Below are 17,727 nucleotides of genomic sequence, written 5' to 3' on the forward strand. Positions count from 1 at the left end.
GGCCCGGGCTTCCTCGCGTGGCGCGAAGTCGCCAAAGGCGACCAACCGCCGCTTTCCGCTGTTCCGCAGGGAATTCCGGCCCCTCATCCTGCTGTGAACTGATCACAAGGAGGGCGCCGTGATTCGACACGTCTTGGCACTAGCCATCGCCGTGGCCACGCTCGTCGCACCGCCGGCGCACGGCGCCGCCTCGCCGCCACCGGCCCGGACATCCGAGACCTCCCACCGGATCACGCTGATCACCGGTGACGTCGTCGACTACACCGAACGTTCGGACGGACGGAAGTCCGCCCAGATCCACGCCGCGCCCAGGGAAGGCGAGCCGCCGATCTTCCACACGATGACGACGGCCAAAGGTCTGCACGTCTACCCCTCCGACGCGATCGGCGCCGTCACGTCCGGCACCGTCGAACGCACTCTCTTCAACGTCACCGAACTCGTCCGCACCGGACAGTCCGACGACCGCACGACCACCGTCCCGGTGCTCATGACCGGTGGGATCAGCGCGAGCGCGCACACGAGGATCAACAGCCTCAACGCGTCCGGCATCCACGTCGAGAAGGCCAAGGCGCAGGAGTTCTGGCGCTCCCTGGACATGAGCGTGAAATCCGGCGTGCGGGTGAAGTACGACCGGCCGATCAAGGTCACGCTCGACCAGACCACCAGGCAGATCGGCGCCCCGGCGGCGTGGGCCGCCGGCCTGAACGGCACCGGCGTCACGGTCGCCGTCGTCGACACCGGCATCGACCCGCACCACCCCGACGTCGCGGCGAGGATCACCGCGACGGCGAACTTCTCCGACGAGCCCGACGTCACCGACCAGCACGGCCACGGCACGCACGTCGCCTCGACCATCGCGGGCACCGGCGGGAAGTACACCGGTGTCGCCCCGGCAGCGAACCTGGTGATCGCGAAGGTGTTCAACGGTGCCGGCGAGGGCGACACCTCGCAGGTGATGGCGGGCATCGAGTGGGCGGCCCGGTCCGGCGCCAAGATCGTCAACCTCAGCCTCGGCGGCGACGTCACGGACGGCTCCGACGATCTCAGCGCGCTGGTCGACCAACTGTCCGCGGAGACGGGTGTGCTGTTCGTGGTGGCGGCGGGAAACAACGGCCCGGCCGGACGTTCGGTCGCCTCCCCCGGCGCCGCGGCCTCCGCGCTGACGGTCGGCGCGGTCGACCGGCAGAACAAGCTCGCACCCTTCAGCAGCACCGGCCCGCGCATCGGCGACGCGCACGTGAAGCCCGAGATCAACGCGCCCGGTGTGGCAGTGGTGGCCGCGCGTGCCGCCGGCACGTCGATGGGCGCCCCGGTCTCCGACCTCCACACCGCGGCCTCCGGCACCTCGATGGCCACGCCGCACGTCGCGGGCGCGGCCGCGCTGCTGGCTCAGCAGCATCCCGGCTGGTCCGCGCAGACCTTGAAGAACGCGCTCGTGACCAGCGCCGCCGACGTGGGCATGCCGTGGCACGAGCAGGGCGCGGGTCGCCTGGACGTGGCGCGCGCGGTGACGCAGAAGGCGACGGCGACGGCGTCCGCGAGCTTCGGGCGCCAGGAGAAGGGAACCGGCGACAGGCTCACCCGGGAACTCGGCTACACCAACGACTCCGACTCCGCGCTCACCCTCGATCTCACCGCGTCGGTGAAGGGCTGGGACGGCAGGGCCACGACCGCGTTCCAGCTCAGCACCGCCCGCCTGACCATCCCGGCCCACGCCAAGGCCACCGCCACCCTCACCCTCGACCCCGACGCGGGCCCGGCAGGCGTCTACGGCGGTGTCGTCACCGCCACCGGTGCCGGCATCACCCTGCGCACGCCGGTCAGCGTCTACGAGGCACCGCAGACGTTCCCGGTGTCGGTGCACGTCCGTGACACCGCGGGCAGGGCGCCCGCGCCGGCCTTCGGTCAGCTGATCGACGACTCCAACGGCGGGGACGACCTCAACGACCCGTTCGACGACACCGTCAACTACGTCTTCGACGTAGTGAACGGCGAGGGCCTCGCGAACGTGCCGAGCGGGCGTTACTCCGCGGTGAGCTGGGCGACCGAGAACACGGCGGGAGTGCGCCGCTGGTCCGCGCTGGCCGCACCGGAGCTGACCGTCGCCGGCGCTCAGGACGTCTCGCTCGACGCGCAGCGGACCGTGCCGATCGAGGTCGTGCCACCAGGTCCGGCCGAACAACGCGACCGCACCGTCACGATGCGCCGCGTGCTGCCCGCCGAGGGGGAGAACCTGTCCTCGATCACCGAGACCTCGGCCGCGCTCGGTTCCGCGCCGTGGGAGGTCCGCGCGACACCTGCCCCGGCCGCGAAGAAGGGCGCGATCTCGTTGCAGGACAACGTCACGCTGCAGACCGCCACGGTCACGCTGACCTCCGGCGGCCGCACGCTCAAGGCCGAGGGCGACATCGCGGTGCTGTCCGCGAAGTGGTCCGGCGAGCTGACCGGTGGCATCAAGGTCGTGAAGATCAAGCCGGACACCCCCGCGGCCATGGTCAAGGCCGCCAACGCGGCCGCGGCCACCGCCGCCCAGGAAGGCAGGAAGGCTCTTCTGTCCTATGTGGACCAGCAGGGCGCGCTTCCGCTCACCGGGCAGGTCAGCACCGCGCTGCCGTCGCTGAGCGTCGGCAACGCCGACGGGGAGTTCCTCGCGGCGCAACCCGCGATCAAGCTGAGCATCAAGCCCGGTCCGGAGTCCGTGTTCAACCTCAGCTACCTCGACGCCAACGGCATCCCGGCCGGCCACCGCAGCACCGTCGATCCGGCGAAGCTCGTTCTGCGCAGGACCTCCTACCACGCCGACAAGCCCGGCCTCACCGTGCAGAAGACGTGGTATCCCTTCCCGACCGGGCTGTGGCAGACGCAGATCATGCGCGGCACCACGTTCACCCCGCCCGTGGCGTGGAACGAGTACATCGGCCCCGGCGACGACCGGATCGTCTGGAAGCGCTCGGTCACGTTGAGCGGCACGGATGCCAAGGGCGCCAGGGCGGCGATGGCGATGTACCAGGAGAACGTGTTCCGCGCCGGCCAGGCCCCTGCCGTCGAGAGGTGGTTCGCGGGCCCGATGCACAGCACCGCGCTCGACCTCCAGTCCGACCACCCCGCCCGCTATCCCGCCGCGGGTGACGCGTGGCGCCAGCTCTGCTCGAACTGCCGGACCGGCGACACGTTCGTCCCCGCCCTGCAGTGGAGCGACGGCAACCCCGGCCACTACACAAACCCCTACCAGAACAGCAAGTTCTTCACGACGACCAAGGTCCGGCTCTTCCAGGGCGACCGCGAGATCGGGCAGAACCAGGACCCGCTCGCGTTCTACCCGACCTTCCCCCTGTCGCCCGAGCAGGCCACCTATCGCCTCGAGACGATCGAGACCCACGCGCCGGGAGCCATCGCTGGGGCGGTCAACCCGGTCCTGTTCACGCTCGCTCCGCGCACCGAGACGACGTGGACGTTCCAGTCACGCCGTTCGCTCAACCCGCCGCCGCGCGGCTACTCCTGCCACGCCCAGGCGACCAGCTGCCAGTTCCAGCCACTCGTCCAGCTGCGTCACGACCTGCCGCTCGACCTGACGAACTCCGCGCCGGCGAACAAGTCGTTCGTCTACCACGTCAGCGCTTCGGGCAGCGCGCCCGTGACGGTGGTGAAGGTGCTGTGGTCCACCGACGGCGTGACGTGGCGGCCCGCACAGGTCCAGCCCGACGGTGACCGCTGGCAGGTCACCGTCGACAAGCCCAGCGGCGAGGTGTCGCTGCGCACGGAGGCCAGGGACGGCTCCGGGAACACGGTCACGCAGATCATGCAGAAGGCCTTCCGGACTCACTCCGGTGGCTGAGGTGGTGGCAGCAGGGAACTAGCACCTCGAGCCGCAGCGCGCAGACCCGCCTGGAAACGGGTCTGCGCGCCCAACTCGTCCATCAGCCGGTGCAGGCGCCGCTGGTAGGTCCGGTAGCTCAGCCCGAGCTGCTTGGCGATGCTGCGGTCCGGCAACCCGGTGGCCAGCAACGCGAGCAGCCGCGCGTCCGCGATCGAGACCTCGGAGCTCGCCGGCTGGCCGGGCAGCGACAGCGGTACGGCGTCCGCCCAGAGCTTCGCGAACAACGCCCCGAGCGAGTCGAGCAACGCCGACCGGTGCACGATCACCGCGCTCTCCAGCGTCGTCTCGGTGCTGTACAACGGAATGAGCCCGAGGTGGGAGTCCGCGAGGATCATCTTCGTCGGCGCGACCGCGACGACCCGCGCCTCCTCCCCCAGCGAGAGTCCCATCTCCAGGTCCGCGCGCAGGTCGTGCAGTTCCAACGCCCGGCGCTCGTAGATGCCCCGGAACCGGACGCCGCGGTTCAGCAGCTCCTCCTCCACCGGGTGCAACGACGTGGGCGCCTTGGCGTACGGCGGCTTGTCCACGAACCGCACCTCGTGCCGGGCCGTGCGCATCACCTGGTCCGCGCGCCGCGAGATCGCGTCGGCCCCGTGCACCACCTCGACGAGGTCTGCCGGAGCGCGCACGCCCGCCGCTCGTTCGTAGCGGACCTGCAACGCGCCCGCCAGCAGCCGCTCCCGCCGCAGGTCGTCCTCGCGGCGCAGGAAGTACGCCGCCAGCGCGACGTCCGGGGCGACGGCCGTGTGCAGCCCGTCGATCTGGTGGACGAAGCCGAGCTCGGTCAACGACCTGAGAGCGGTCCGCACCGCCCGCTCGGCCAGCCCTGCCGCAGGGCACAGCTCCGCCAGCCCCAGCTGGTAGGAGTCCACGAGCGCCTCGTAGACCGCGAGTTCCGTCGGACGCAATCCGAGCACGCAAGCCAGTATGCCGACTTCGGGCAGGCGTTGACGCGGGGCCGGAAACGGGTGTAGACATCGGTTGAAAAGGTTTTCACAACCTTCTCATCGCCGCCGCTCGCAGTTGTGCCAACGCATGCGTGCGAAAGGACGGCCGATGGAGACCAACCGCCGCGACTTCCTCAAAGTCGCCGGTGCCACCGCGGGTGTCACGATGTTGTCCGGCTCGTTCCTGTCGGCGCCGGTCGCCTCGGCCCAGGAACACACCGCGATACCGATGGCCGAGTCGCCGTGGGACCAGGTGCCGGCGATCCTCGCGAAGATCGTGCCGCCCACGTTCCCCGATGCCAGGTTCGACGTCACCGCGTACGGCGCCAAGGGTGACGGCAAGACGAAGAACACCGAGGCGTTCAGGAAGGCCGTCGAGGCCTGCACCGCGGCGGGCGGCGGCCAGGTCGTCGTGCCCAAGGGCACCTTCCTGACCGGCGCGATCACCTTGCTGAGCAACGTGAACCTGCACGTCTCGGAAGGCGCCACCATCCGGTTCTCCACCGATCCCAAGGACTTCCCGCTGGTCTACACCCGGTGGCAGGGCATCGAGTGCATGAACTTCTCGTCGTTCATCTACGCCCGCAAGGCCGAGAACATCGCGATCACCGGGCCTGGCCTGATCGACGGCCAGGGCCCGTCCGGTCCGTGGTTCGACTACGACGGCAAGCGGCAGCCCGACTGGGAACAGCTCCAGAAATGGGCTGTCGACAACAGGCCGGTGACCGACCGCAAGTTCGGCATGGGCCACTACCTGAAGCCGAACATGATCACGCTCTACGAGTGCCGCAACGTCCTCGTCGAGGGCGTTCAGCTGCGCAACTCCGCGATGTGGAACGTGCATCCCGTGCTGTGCGGCAACGTGACGATCCGGAACATCTTCGTCTACAGCCGCGGCGGCATGGTCGACGGCTGCGATCCCGAGGCCTCGCAGTACGTCCACATCACCGGGTGCCGGTTCGACTGCGGCGACGACGGCATCGCGATCAAGGCCGGCCGCGACATCGACGGCCGCCGAGTCGGCGTGGCCAGCGAGAACATCGTCATCGAGAACTGCTCGTTCGAGGGCCGCTGGGGCGCTCTGACGGTCGGCAGCGAGATGTCCGGCGGTGTGCGCAACGTCTTCTTCCAGGACTGCACGGTGAAGAAGGGCTCGTCGTACAAGCCGTTCCACGTCCTGTACATCAAGACGAACAAGCGGCGCGGCGGCACCGTCGAGAACATCCACGCCCGGCGGATCAAGGCCACCGACGTCGACCGCGAGGCGATCATGGTGACGCTGAACTACAGCCTCACCGGCCCCGGCTACGGCCCGATCGTGAACCCCAAGGTGCAGAACATCACCGCCGACGGCTTCACCGTCAACGGGGTCAAGAAGACCGCCGTCACCCTGGACGGACTCGGCGAGTCGCACATCAGGAACGTCGCGATCTCCAACAGCACCTTCACGAACGTGAGCACCGCGAAGCCCAGCGTCAAGAACGCGGACGGCACCACGTTCACCAACGTGACCATCAACGGCAAGAAGGTCTGAGGAGAACCCCTGTGTCCTTGTCACGTCGTGATTTCGCACGTGTCTCCGGCCTGACCGCCGCCGGTGTCCTGCTCCCCACGGGGATCGCCGGCGCGGCCGCGGACCCCTGGCGCGAGGTGCCGTTGATCCTGGCGCGCGTCTGCCCGCCGCGTTTCCGCAGGAAGGACTACGACGTCACCGCGTTCGGCGCGAAGGGTGACGGCCTCACCAAGAACACCGAGGCGTTCCAGCGCGCGATCACTGCATGCCACCGCGCTGGTGGCGGACGTGTCGTGGTGCCCGCCGGCACGTTCCTCACCGGCGGCATCCGCCTTCTGTCCAATGTGGAGCTCCACGTCCGCGAGAGTGCCATCGTCAAGTTCTCCACCGACCCCGAGGACTACCTGCCGCTCGTGCTCACCCGCTGGGAGGGCACGCTCTGCTACAACTACCAGCCGTTCATCTACGCGTTCGAGCAGAAGAACATCGCCATCACCGGGCACGGCACGATCGACGGCGACGCTCCGAGCGGCAAATGGGCGAGCTGGGGCGCGGGCTCCACGGCGTTGCTGCGGCAGTGGGGCGAGGACGGCGTCCCGGTCGAGCAGCGGATCATGGGGCCGGGGAAGAACATGCGGCCGAACATGATCCAGTTCTTCCGCTGCCAGAACCTGCTGGTCGAGGACGTGCTGATCCGCAACCCGGCGATGTGGTCGCTGCACTTCGTGTTCTCGCGCAACATCACCGTGCGCCGGATCGAGATCTACTCCACGAACTCGCAGGGTGACGGCGTCGACCTCGACTCGTCGTCCTACGCGCACGTGCACGACTCGAAGTTCAACACCAACGACGACTGCGTCGTGGTGAAGTGCGGACGCGACGCCGACGGACGGCGGGTCGGCATCCCGTCCACGCACGTCGTGGTGGAGCGCTGCAAGTTCTCCGGCCGCTGGGGCGGGATCACGATCGGCAGCGAGATGTCTGGTGGCGTACGGAAGGTGTTCTGCCGCGACTGCGAGATCAACGCGCCGGACTTCCCCGGCCGCTATCCGATCAAGCACGCCCTCTACATCAAGACCAACCAGGACCGCGGCGGCGTGATCGACGGCGTCCACCTGCGCAACGTCTTCGGGCAGAACGTCGAGCGCGAGATCCTGTACGTGTCGATGTACTACCAGAACGGCGGCACGAAGGGCTTCTTCCCGCAGATCGACAACCTCACGATCGACCGGATGCGGATCGACGGCGGCCGGGTCGCGGCGACCTTCCGCGGCTTCCCGCAACAGCACATCAGGAACGTCCGGATCACCAACTCGACGTTCACCGCGATCACCGCGCCGAACCTGATCGAGCACACCGACGGCCTGGTGTTCCGCAACACCACGATCAACGGGGTGGTGCCGGCATGAGGCACCTGCTCGCACTTCTCCTGGTGGCGGCCGGGCTCTCGGCCAGTGCGCCGATCGCCGTGGCCGGTTCGGGCCTGACGTGGAAGGCCGTGAACACCCCGTTCTCGCTGGATTTCCAGGACGGCGGGCGCACGCTGACCGGTCAACGCGAGACGTTCTACCGGCTCGCCGACGGCACGCAGCACTCGTTGACGATGGTCGTTGCCCAGAAACGGGTTCCGGGCGGCGTTCGGTACGTCGTGGCGACCACCGAGGCCGCACGGACGGCGAACGTGGTCGTGACGCGGACCGATCGGGGGCTTCGCGTCGGCTGGACGCTGGAGCCGCCGACCGGCGTGGCGCAGGTGTCGGCGAACCTGACCGGCTCGTTGGAGGAGCACTTCCTCGGCGGCGGCGCGCACACGATGTTCGTCGACCTGCAACGACGTGTGCTGCTGAACAAGGCCGTGTTCGTCGGCGCCTCGAACTTCGGCAAGTGCAACAAGAACGGCGCCCCTTCGACGTTCTTCATGTCCAGCGCGGGCTACGGCGTCTACGCCGACACTCGCGCCATCGGCAGGACGGCGTTCCCCGGTGCCCTGGCCGACGACCACTGCGCCGACAAGCCGGCGCCGTGCCCGGTGACGTTCGGCGTGCCGGACCGGATTCAGCTGTGCTTCAAGACCTCCCGGCTCGACTACGAGGTCTACGCGGGCTCACCGCAGAAGGTCAACAGCGCCTACTTCAAACGGGTCGGCACGCCCACGCTGCCGCCCGCCCGCCAGTTCGCGCTGACGAAGTGGCGGGACAAGTACAACCACTCCGACGAGGTCGTCGAGGACGTCACGCAGTTCCAGGCGCGCGGTGTGCCGCTGGACACGCTGTGGGTCGACAACCCGTGGGAGCAGGGTCCGGAGGGCGCCCGACCGACCTACGCGTGCATCGGCGCGTTGAAGTTCGACAGGACGATGTACCCCGACGCGCAGGGCACGATCGACTGGATGCGTTCGCGTGGCGTGAACATGGGCGTGTGGGTGGCGCCGTTCCTGAGCAAGGCCTCGGACGGCAAGACGTGCCCGCACGACTATCCCGAGGGTTCGTTCGCCCAGTCGGATCGCACGAACGTGTGGGACCTCGACCTCACGAACCCCGTCGCACGCGCCCACTACGAAGCTCGGTTGGAAGCCGTGTTCCGGATGGGTGTGAACTTCGTCAAGGGCGATCGCGGCGAGGAGCACAACTTCGAGGAGACGACGTTCGCCGGCGGCCCCGGCACGTTGATCCACAACGAGTATCCGTTGCTGTACGCGGAATCCGTGGTGAAGATGCTGCGGAAGGTGCACGGCGACAACTACACGACGTTGTTCCGCGCGGGCGGCGACGGAATGCCCGGACTCCTGCACGGGTTCTGGCAGGCCGACGCGGACATGAGCTTCGACGGGCTGCGGCTCACGAACCGGCGCGGCATCAACTCGTGGATCTCCGGCCATCCGGTGCACGGTTCGGACATCGGCGGCTACCGCAACCTCGGCGGCGGCCCGTCGGAGTCGCTGTTCGTGCGGTGGGCGCAGCAGTCCGCGGTGACGCCGGTGTTCCAGGTCGGCAGCTCCGGCCGCAACTCGACGCCGTGGGTGTACGACGCGGCGACGTTCGAGCGGTTCAAACGGGCGGCCGTCCTGCACTACGAGCTGTTCCCGTACCTGTTCGCGCAGGCCGTTCGTGCTTCCCGGGACGGCACGCCGATCACGCAGCCGATGGCGTTCCGCCATCCCGGCGAGGAGGCCGCGTGGAAGGCCGACCAGCAGTTCATGGTCGGGCCCGACCTGCTCGCGGCCCCGGTGACCGCCGACCGCGCCGAAACCGACGGCGCGGCCGGGAAACCGACACCGGTCGACGTCTGGCTGCCCCGCGGTGAGTGGATCGACCTGTTCTCCGGGGAGCGGGTCACCGGCGGCAGGACGATCACGCGCGAGTCCACTTTGGACGAGTTCCCGCTGTACCTGCGGGCTTCTTCGGCCATGCCGTTCAACTTCCGCACGCCGGACGTCTGGTCGAAGGCGTGGGACGTCAACGACCTGGACCGGCGCGATCGCGCCGGCTGGCTGGTGTCGCCCACGGCGGACGGCCGGTTCGGCAACCTCCAGGTCGACTCGTTCGGCAAGCACGTCCTCGTGACGCTGCGCGGCGCGCCGAGCGAGTCGCAGCTGATGGTGCCGGCGGACGTGAAGCGCGTGGTGATCGACGGCCGACCCGTGGGTTCCTCGACCGTCGAGGACCTGCGCGGCAAAGCGGCGGGCTGGGCGACTGTCTCCTCGGCGCCTGGCACGTTCGGTGGCACGGTGCTGAAGCTTCAGCCCCGACACGGCTCCAGCACCGTGCTGCTCACTCTCGGCTGAGGTGCGCCTGGAGGTCGTCCACGAACCGGCTGAGCAGCCGGCCGAGCGTCCGCTGGTCCTCCTCGGACCAGTCGGCGACCGCGCCGGTGAACCAGCCGAGGACGGCCTCCAGGTAGCGCCCGGCCGCCGCCTCACCCGTGTCCGTCAGCTCCACCAGGCGTGCACGCTGGTCGTCCGGGTCGACGACGCGACGGACCAGGTCGGCGCGCTCCAGGTCGTGCAGGTGCCTCGTGACGTGCGGGCCGACGACCTGCATCCGTGCGGCGATCTCCCCCACCCGCAACGGCTGACCGGCCATCCGGAGGGTGATGAGCACGGTCAGGCCGGGGCGGTCCAGCGGGATGCCGACGTGCTCCATCCCCCGCTCGACCAGCTGGCTGCGGTTGAGCACGGTGCCCAGCTGCATCAGGCGCGGCAGCAGTGCCGCAGGGTCCAGGGCCTCGCTCATCTCACACCTTACTTACCTAACTTAGGTATATGCTTGCCTCAGTCGCACGCAACCGTAGCGATCATCGCGACCTGAAAAAGGATACCTAAGTTAGTTATCCGGAGGGACCATGAGCTCAGTCCTGATCTCCGGCGCCAGCATCGCCGGCCCCGCGCTCGCGTTCTGGCTGCGGCGGCACGGCTTCGACGTCACCGTCGTGGAGAAGTCCCACGCCCTGCGCGGCGGCGGCTACCCGATCGACATCCGCGGCACCGCGTTGGGCGTGGTCGACCGGATGGGCCTGCTCCCCCGCCTGCGCGAGGCCCACGTGGACACCCGGCAGATCACGTTCCTCGACGCCGACGGCGGTCACGTCGCGTCGATCCGTCCAGAAGCGATCTCCGGTGGCGACGGCAGCGACCTCGAGGTCCGGCGCGGCGACCTCGCCGAGATCCTCTACGACACCGTGCGCGACGACGTGGAGTTCCTCTTCGACAACACCATCGTCACGATGAACTCGCATCCGGGCGGTGTGGACGTGACGTTCCGCAGCGGCCTTCAACGCACCTATGACCACGTCATCGGCGCGGACGGGTTGCACTCGACGGTGCGCGCGCTGACATTCGGTCCGGAGGAACAGTTCCACCGCTACCTCGGCTACTGCTTCGCGGGCTTCACACTGCCCAACCACCTCGGTCTCCAGCAGGAGGCCGTGATGTGGAACGAACCCGGCCGCGCCGCCGCCCTGTACGCGGTGGCGTCGAACGAGAGCGTGCACGGGTTCCTAAGCTTCACGCGCGCCGAGGCCCCGTTCGGCGCGTTCCGCGATCCCCAGGCCCAGCGCGACCTCGTGGCGTCGGTCTTCGCCGACGACGGCTGGGAGGTGCCGGGGTTGGTCAAGGCGATGCACACGGCCGACGACCTGTTCTTCGACACGGTCAGCCAGATCCGGATGCCGCGCTGGTCGTCCGGCCGCGTCGCTCTCGTCGGCGACGCCGCGTACGCCCCGTCGTTCCTCACCGGGCAGGGGTCGAGCCTCGCGCTGGTCGGTGCCTATGTGCTGGCGGGCAACATGCGCGACTTCGGGGCGTACGAACGCACGATCCGGCCGTTCGTCGAGGCGAACCAGGGCCTGGTCGACGTGGGCAACGCGGAGCTCTTCCCCGGCACCGCCGAGGCACTGGCCGCGCGCAACGCCGCCCTGCGCTCGCGCGAGACGATGCCCGCCCCGGCCGCGCGCCCGGAGCACTCCGCGCTGACACTCCCGGAGTTCGAGCTGCTGTCTCCGTGAGTTCGTGCCGGACGATCGACCTCCCGGCGAACTCACCGCCGTCTGCGGAGCAGCGGCCACACGACACAGACAGCTCTTCCACAGGCGGCTCACAGGATTCGGCCGCAATCTGGGCGCATGACGGACAACCACGACCGCGGCCTCCAGTTCGATCTCGCCACGCTCATCGGGCGCCGGCGGGCGTTGACGCTGCTCGGCGGCGCGGGCCTCACGCTCGTGGCCTGCGCCCCGTCGACCACCACCGCGACCTCGACCACCACGACCACGGCGGGCTCGTCCACCACGGCGGACGGCTCGCCGCTGGAGACGATCCCCGAGGAGACAGCCGGCCCGTACCCCGGCGACGGCTCCAACGGCCCGAACGCGTTGACGCAGAGCGGAATCGTGCGTTCGGACATCCGGTCCAGCTTCGGTTCCTCGACCCGCACGGCCGAGGGCGTGCAGCTGACCATCGACCTGACGGTGCAGAACGACGACGGCAAGCCGTTCGCGGGCGCCGCCGTCTACCTGTGGCACTGCGACATCAACGGCGACTACTCGATGTACTCGGACCGCGTGAAGAACGAGAACTTCCTGCGCGGCGTCCAGGAGGCCGACTCGTCCGGCAAGCTGAAGTTCGTCAGCGTCTTCCCCGGCGCGTACTCGGGGCGCTGGCCGCACATCCACTTCGAGGTCTACCCGAGCCTCGCCGAGGCGACCAAGGCCGGCAACAAGATCACGACCTCGCAGCTCGCGTTGCCCGAGACGACGTGCAAGGAGGTCTACGGCACGACCGGCTACACGGCGAGCGTGCAGAACATGTCGCGGACGTCCCTGAAGCAGGACATGGTGTTCCGCGACGGCGTCGACCACCAGATGGCGACCATGTCGGGCGACGTCGGGTCCGGCTACACCGCCTCACTGACCTTCGCGGTGGAGGGCTAGCCACAGCTCCGCGCGCAGACCGGGTGAGTCGAGCGAGCGGCCGAGGGCCTGCTCGGCCCTGCGCACCCGGTTGCGCAGCGTGTGCCGGTGCACGCCCAGCTCCGCCGCCGCCGGGTCCCAGGCGCCGTGGTGGGTCAGCCAGATCCGCAGCGTCTCGCGGGTCTCGGCGTCGAGCGGCCTGAGCAACGCGTCCGCGAACCCGTCCGGGACCTTCAGGCTGCCGGCCAGGTCCTCGAACGTCCGCACACCCGCTCGACGTGCCTGCTGGGCCTCGCGATAGCCACGCGCGACCTCGTCGATGTCCACTTCGGACGAAGCGAACCCGTCGAAATCCTGTGCCAGCACGACGATCCGGCCGTCGTGCTCGGCCCAGAAGCCGTCGTCAGGCGGCTCGTCCACCAAGAACACGCGGAACCGCGATGGCAGCCCGTCGACCGGAATCCCCGCCAGCAGCAGGCGGAACTGCCCCGCCCGCAACTCGCGGTGGGCCGCGTCGACGGCATCGTTCTGGGCGAGCGCGAGGGTCAGCAACGACGCCGCCGTGTTGACGATGCTCAGGTCGGCGGCGTCGAGCGGTTCCGCGGTGCCGACCGCGAGCACTCCCCTGGCCCGGCTGCCCAACGCCTGAAGGAACACGTGCCAGCCACCCGCCTCGAACGCAGCGCTGGCCAGGCCGCCCGCGCTGCGGACCTTCGCCACGGCGGCGGCGAGGTCGGGGCCGCGGTGCCGCGCCAGGTCCGGGACGAGCCGCGGGTTGTGCGTGTGCACCGGTTCCCCCGCCGAGTCGAGCAGCACCACCCAGCCGTTGATCCACTGGCCGAGCCTGCGCACCACCCCGCCCACTCCACCCCGCACGGCCGCGCGCGTGAGCGCTCGCTGCGCCTCACTGGTCCGCGTCAGCGCCGCGTACTCGTCCGCGGCCAGCGCCTTCGACACCGCCTTGCTGATCGCGATGAACGGCACCCCGCGCGGCACCTCGACGAGCCCCAGGTCCGCCTTCGCCGCGGCCTCCACGAGCGCGGACGGCACGACGTCGTGGCCCAGTCCGGTGCCGAAGCCGAGCCCGACCACTCCCGCGCGCACCAGCCGTTCGACGTAGTCGCCACCAACAGCCGTGAGCCCGGTCGTGAGCAGCAGCTCGCCGCCTTCCAGGAACGGCGTGGGGTCCGCGAGCTCCGTGCCGTGCACCCAGCCGACCGGCCTCGACACGTCCCCCGCCAGCACCGGCAGCCGAAGCGTCCGAGCGAGTTCCCGCAGCGTGATGGCCATGTGCCACTTTGTACAACTTGACGCCCGCAGATCGCCATTTCAGGCACTGCGCAGCGCGCTGACCAGGGCCATGCTCAAGCTATGACCCGACTGCGCACCGCGATCCCCGGTCCCAAATCGCTGGAACTCCAGGCGCGGCGCAAGGGCGCCGTCGCCGCCGGGGTGGGCTCGACGCTGCCCGCCTACATCGACTCCGCCGACGACGGCCTGCTGATCGACGTCGACGGCAACCAGCTCATCGACCTCGGCTCCGGCATCGCCGTCACGAACGTCGGCAACCCCGCGCCCGCCGTCGCCGAGGCGGTGCACGCGCAGATCGACAGGTTCAGCCACACCTGCTTCATGATCACGCCGTACGAGAGCTACCTCGACGTCTGCGAGGCGCTGAACGAGCTCACGCCCGGCGACCACGAGAAGCGGTCGGTGCTGTTCAACTCCGGTGCCGAGGCCGTCGAGAACGCGGTCAAGATCGCCCGGCACGTCACCGGCAGGCAGGCCGTCGTGGTGTTCGACCACGGCTACCACGGCCGCACGAACCTCACGATGGCGTTGACCGCCAAGAACATGCCGTACAAGCACAGGTTCGGCCCGTTCGCGCCCGAGGTCTACCGCGTGCCGGCGTCCTACCCGCTGCACGACGGCCTGACCGGCCCCGAAGCGGCCGCACGCGCGATCGCCGCGATCGAGAAGCAGGTCGGCGCGGACAACACCGCCGCCGTCGTGATCGAACCGATCCAGGGCGAGGGCGGCTTCATCGCCCCCGCCGAGGGCTTCCTGCCCGCGATCGCCGACTGGTGCCGTGAGCGCGGCGTGCTGTTCGTCGCCGACGAGATCCAGACCGGCTTCTGCCGCACCGGGTCGTGGTTCGCGCTCGACCACGAGGCCGTGGTGCCGGACCTGATCACCACGGCCAAGGGCATCGCGGGCGGCCTGCCGCTCGCCGCCGTCACGGGTCGCGCCGAGATCATGGACGCCGTGCACGTCGGTGGCCTCGGCGGCACCTACGGCGGCAACCCGGTGGCGTGTGCGGCGGCCCTGGGCGCCATCCGCACGATGCGCGAGCGCGACCTGAACGCCGCCGCGCGCCGCATCGAGGAGACCGTGCTGGGCAGGCTCAGGGCGATCGCGGAGAAGACCGACATCATCGCGGACATCCGCGGCCGTGGCGCGATGCTCGCCATCGAGTTCACCGAACGCACGCCCGACATCGCCGCGCGCGTCGCCAAGGCGTGCCACGAACAGGGTGTCGTCGTGCTGACGTGCGGCACTTACGGCAACGTGATCCGCCTGCTGCCCCCGCTGGTCATCCCGGACGACCTGCTCGCCGAAGGACTCGACGTGCTCGAAGGAGCCCTGCTCGCATGATCGAATTTCACACTCCGGAAGACGTCGAGAGCGCGGTCGCCAAGGCCGCTGCCGTCGCTCCCGAACTGGCCGCGTTGCCCGCGCACCGCCGTGCGGCCGCGCTGGACCACGTGTCGCGACGACTGGCCGAGCGCGCCGAGGAGTTCGCGCAGGCCATCAACGACGACTCGGGCAAGCCTCTGAAGTGGGCGCGCGTCGAGGTGACCCGCGCGATCTCCACGTTCCGCTGGGCTTCGGAGGAGGCCCGCCGGTTCTCCGGCGAGTTGCAGCGCCTCGACACCGACCCGTCCGCCGAGGGCCGCCTCGCGCTGGTGCGCCGGGTGCCGCGCGGGCCGGTGCTGGGCATCGCGCCGTTCAACTTCCCGCTGAACCTGGTGGCGCACAAGGTCGCCCCGGCGATCGCGGTGGGCGCGCCGATCGTGCTGAAGCCTGCGCCCGCCACCCCGAAGGTCGCGTTCCTGCTCGGCGAGCTGCTGGCCGAGACCGACCTGCCCGAGGGCGCCTTCTCGATCCTGCACCTGTCCAATGAGGACACCGCTCGTCTCGTCGAGGACGCGCGCCTGCCGGTGGTGTCGTTCACCGGCTCCGGCCCGGTCGGCTGGAGCATCAAGGAACGCGTGCCGCGCAAGCACGTGACGCTCGAACTCGGCGGCAACGCGGCCGCGATCGTCGCGCCGGACTGGCAGGACGTCGAGTTCGCGGCGCAGCGCATCGCCACGTTCGCGATGTACCAGGCCGGCCAGTCGTGCATCTCGGTGCAGCGCGTCTACGTGCACACCGACGTGTACGACGCGGTCTCGGAAGCCGTGGTGCAGCACGTGAACAAGCTCGACGTGGCCGGCGACGTCGGCCCGTTGATCAACGACGCCGCCGCGGACCGCGTCGAGTCGTGGGTGCGCGAGGCCCAGGCAACGGTCCTGACCGGCGGCACCCGTGACGGCCGCACCTACGCGCCGACCGTGCTGACGGACGTGCCGGAGGACTCGAAGGTCAACGCCGAGGAGGTGTTCGGCCCGGTCGTGACGCTGACGCGGGTGGACAGCGTCGAGGAGGCGTTCGACCGCGTCAACGCGTCCCGGTACGGCCTTCAGGCGGGGCTGTTCACCACGGACGTGCGACTCGCTTTCCGTGCCGCGCAACGGCTCCAGGTCGGTGGCGTGATCGTCGGCGACGTGCCGAGCTACCGCGCGGACCAGATGCCGTACGGCGGCGTGAAGGAGTCCGGCATCGGCCGCGAGGGCCTGCGCGCGGCCATGGACGACCTCACCGAACAGCGCGTGCTGGTCCTGACCGGCCTGGAGTTGTAACCGTTTGACGGGTCGCTCTTGACCTTGACTGCGATGATTTGCGCGTGGCCGTCACGATCAGGGATGTCGCTCGCCAGGCTCAGGTCTCCGTCTCAACCGTCTCGCGTGCGCTGAGCGCGCCGGGCCTGGTCAAGGAAACGACCCGGCAACGGGTCCTGGACGTCGTCGCCGGGCTCGGCTACCAGCCGAACCGGGCGGCGAGAAGCCTGATCACCGGCCGCACCGGCAACCTCGCCGTCGTGGTGCCCGACCTCCTCAACCCGTTCTTCCCGTCCGTCCTGCGGGGCGTGCAGACGAAGGCGGGCGAGGCGGGCACCTCGGTGTTCTTCTGCGACAGCAGGGAGGACCCCGAGACCGAGGCCGAACTGGTGCGGACGATGGCGTCGCAGGTGGACGGCGTGGTGCTGTGCGCGTCGCTGCTGTCCGACGAGACGATCGTCGACCTGGCCGCGGTGACACCGCTCGTGCTGATCAACCGCATCGTGCCGGGCGTCTCGTCCGTCCTGATGGACAGCGCCAGCGGCATGGACCAGGTGGTCGCGCACCTGGAGTCGCTGGGCCACAAGGACTACGTCTACCTGGGCGGTCCAGCCGCCGCATGGTCGAACAACCGCAGGATGCAGGGCCTGGGAGGCCGCGCGCAGCTGCTCGGCTCGTTCGACCCGAACTTCGACGGTGGCTACGCCGCCGCCGAGCAGGCGCTCAGGACCGGCGCGACGGCGTTCATCGCCTACAACGACCTGATCGCACTGGGCGCGCTCGCCTACCTCGCGGAGCACGACGTCAAGGTGCCGGAACAGATCAGCGTGACCGGCTTCGACGACATCCTGTACGCGGCGATGTGCTCGCCCGCGCTGACGACGGTCCACATGCCGACCGAGGCCGCCGGCGAAGTCGCCGTGGACCTCCTCGCCACCCTGCTCGAGGGCGGACCGGCCGAGCACCGGGAACTCCCGACGACGCTCGTGATCCGCGCAAGCACGGCCAGGGCACATTCCTCGTCCTGACCGAACAACAACCCAC

At 69.6% G+C, this 17,727-nt stretch carries 12 protein-coding genes; 9 read left to right on the forward strand and 3 right to left on the reverse strand.

Annotated features, from left to right (window positions below; all coding sequences use genetic code 11):
• Positions 1 to 118 precede the first annotated feature (118 nt).
• Positions 119 to 3,835, forward strand: coding sequence for a S8 family peptidase (locus tag BM417_RS37345; RefSeq protein WP_245822479.1), 3,717 nt, complete (start codon positions 119 to 121; stop codon positions 3,833 to 3,835).
• On the opposite strand, the gene BM417_RS37350 is transcribed toward BM417_RS37345, so the two are convergent.
• Complete coding sequence (locus BM417_RS37350; RefSeq protein WP_245822481.1) at positions 3,820 to 4,794, reverse strand: helix-turn-helix domain-containing protein; 975 nt, start codon at positions 4,792 to 4,794, stop codon at positions 3,820 to 3,822. The two genes, BM417_RS37345 and BM417_RS37350, sit on opposite strands and share 16 nt — an antisense overlap.
• A gap of 139 nt (positions 4,795 to 4,933) precedes the next feature.
• Between BM417_RS37350 and BM417_RS37355 the strand changes: the two genes are divergently transcribed.
• Genes BM417_RS37355 through BM417_RS37365 form a run of 3 tightly spaced genes read left to right on the forward strand, consistent with a single transcriptional unit; the run spans position 4,934 to position 10,121 of the window.
• A complete protein-coding gene (locus tag BM417_RS37355; RefSeq protein ID WP_177320818.1) occupies positions 4,934 to 6,358 on the forward strand; it encodes a glycoside hydrolase family 28 protein in 1,425 nt (474 codons plus the stop codon).
• 11 nt (positions 6,359 to 6,369) lie between these two features.
• Entirely contained in the window at positions 6,370 to 7,746 is a 1,377-nt protein-coding gene (locus tag BM417_RS37360) for a glycoside hydrolase family 28 protein (protein WP_093604301.1), read from the forward strand.
• Positions 7,743 to 10,121, forward strand: coding sequence for a TIM-barrel domain-containing protein (locus BM417_RS37365; RefSeq protein WP_093604303.1), 2,379 nt, complete (start codon positions 7,743 to 7,745; stop codon positions 10,119 to 10,121). The genes BM417_RS37360 and BM417_RS37365 overlap by 4 nt, the downstream gene beginning before the upstream one ends.
• Here the strand turns inward: BM417_RS37365 and BM417_RS37370 are convergent.
• On the reverse strand, positions 10,108 to 10,569 hold the full coding sequence (locus BM417_RS37370; protein WP_093604305.1) for a MarR family winged helix-turn-helix transcriptional regulator: 462 nt from the start codon (positions 10,567 to 10,569) through the stop codon (positions 10,108 to 10,110). The genes BM417_RS37365 and BM417_RS37370 overlap by 14 nt on opposite strands.
• Positions 10,570 to 10,678: 109 nt before the next feature.
• Here BM417_RS37370 and BM417_RS37375 point away from each other — a divergent pair, with 109 nt between their 5' ends.
• On the forward strand, positions 10,679 to 11,839 hold the full coding sequence (locus BM417_RS37375; RefSeq protein ID WP_093604307.1) for an FAD-dependent monooxygenase: 1,161 nt from the start codon (positions 10,679 to 10,681) through the stop codon (positions 11,837 to 11,839).
• Between the two features lie 117 nt (positions 11,840 to 11,956).
• A complete protein-coding gene (locus BM417_RS37380; RefSeq protein ID WP_093604309.1) occupies positions 11,957 to 12,763 on the forward strand; it encodes a dioxygenase family protein in 807 nt (268 codons plus the stop codon).
• Here the strand turns inward: BM417_RS37380 and BM417_RS37385 are convergent.
• Positions 12,737 to 14,032 carry a PucR family transcriptional regulator gene (locus tag BM417_RS37385; RefSeq protein ID WP_093604311.1) on the reverse strand — a complete coding sequence of 432 codons (1,296 nt, stop codon included), beginning with the start codon at positions 14,030 to 14,032 and terminating at the stop codon, positions 12,737 to 12,739. The genes BM417_RS37380 and BM417_RS37385 overlap by 27 nt on opposite strands.
• 81 nt (positions 14,033 to 14,113) lie before the next feature.
• Between BM417_RS37385 and gabT the strand changes: the two genes are divergently transcribed.
• Genes gabT through BM417_RS37400 form a run of 3 tightly spaced genes read left to right on the forward strand, consistent with a single transcriptional unit; the run spans position 14,114 to position 17,711 of the window.
• Positions 14,114 to 15,397 carry a 4-aminobutyrate--2-oxoglutarate transaminase gene (gabT, locus tag BM417_RS37390; RefSeq protein WP_093604313.1) on the forward strand — a complete coding sequence of 428 codons (1,284 nt, stop codon included), beginning with the start codon at positions 14,114 to 14,116 and terminating at the stop codon, positions 15,395 to 15,397.
• A complete protein-coding gene (locus tag BM417_RS37395) occupies positions 15,292 to 16,704 on the forward strand; it encodes an aldehyde dehydrogenase family protein (protein ID WP_407656195.1) in 1,413 nt (470 codons plus the stop codon). Before gabT ends, BM417_RS37395 begins: the two co-directional genes overlap by 106 nt.
• A 44-nt stretch (positions 16,705 to 16,748) precedes the next feature.
• Positions 16,749 to 17,711 carry a LacI family DNA-binding transcriptional regulator gene (locus BM417_RS37400; protein WP_093604317.1) on the forward strand — a complete coding sequence of 321 codons (963 nt, stop codon included), beginning with the start codon at positions 16,749 to 16,751 and terminating at the stop codon, positions 17,709 to 17,711.
• The last annotated feature ends 16 nt before the right edge of the window (positions 17,712 to 17,727 follow it).

Source organism: Lentzea waywayandensis, from assembly GCF_900115955.1.
GTDB lineage: Bacteria > Actinomycetota > Actinomycetes > Mycobacteriales > Pseudonocardiaceae > Lentzea > Lentzea waywayandensis.

Coding starts and splice junctions, on each gene's coding strand:
- BM417_RS37355 (WP_177320818.1), top strand. CDS start 4,934: ATGGAGACCAACCGCCGCGACTTCCTCAAAGTCGCCGGTGCCACCGCG.
- BM417_RS37365 (WP_093604303.1), top strand. CDS start 7,743: ATGAGGCACCTGCTCGCACTTCTCCTGGTGGCGGCCGGGCTCTCGGCC.
- BM417_RS37370 (WP_093604305.1), bottom strand. CDS start 10,569: ATGAGCGAGGCCCTGGACCCTGCGGCACTGCTGCCGCGCCTGATGCAG.
- BM417_RS37375 (WP_093604307.1), top strand. CDS start 10,679: ATGAGCTCAGTCCTGATCTCCGGCGCCAGCATCGCCGGCCCCGCGCTC.
- BM417_RS37380 (WP_093604309.1), top strand. CDS start 11,957: ATGACGGACAACCACGACCGCGGCCTCCAGTTCGATCTCGCCACGCTC.
- BM417_RS37385 (WP_093604311.1), bottom strand. CDS start 14,032: ATGGCCATCACGCTGCGGGAACTCGCTCGGACGCTTCGGCTGCCGGTG.
- gabT (WP_093604313.1), top strand. CDS start 14,114: ATGACCCGACTGCGCACCGCGATCCCCGGTCCCAAATCGCTGGAACTC.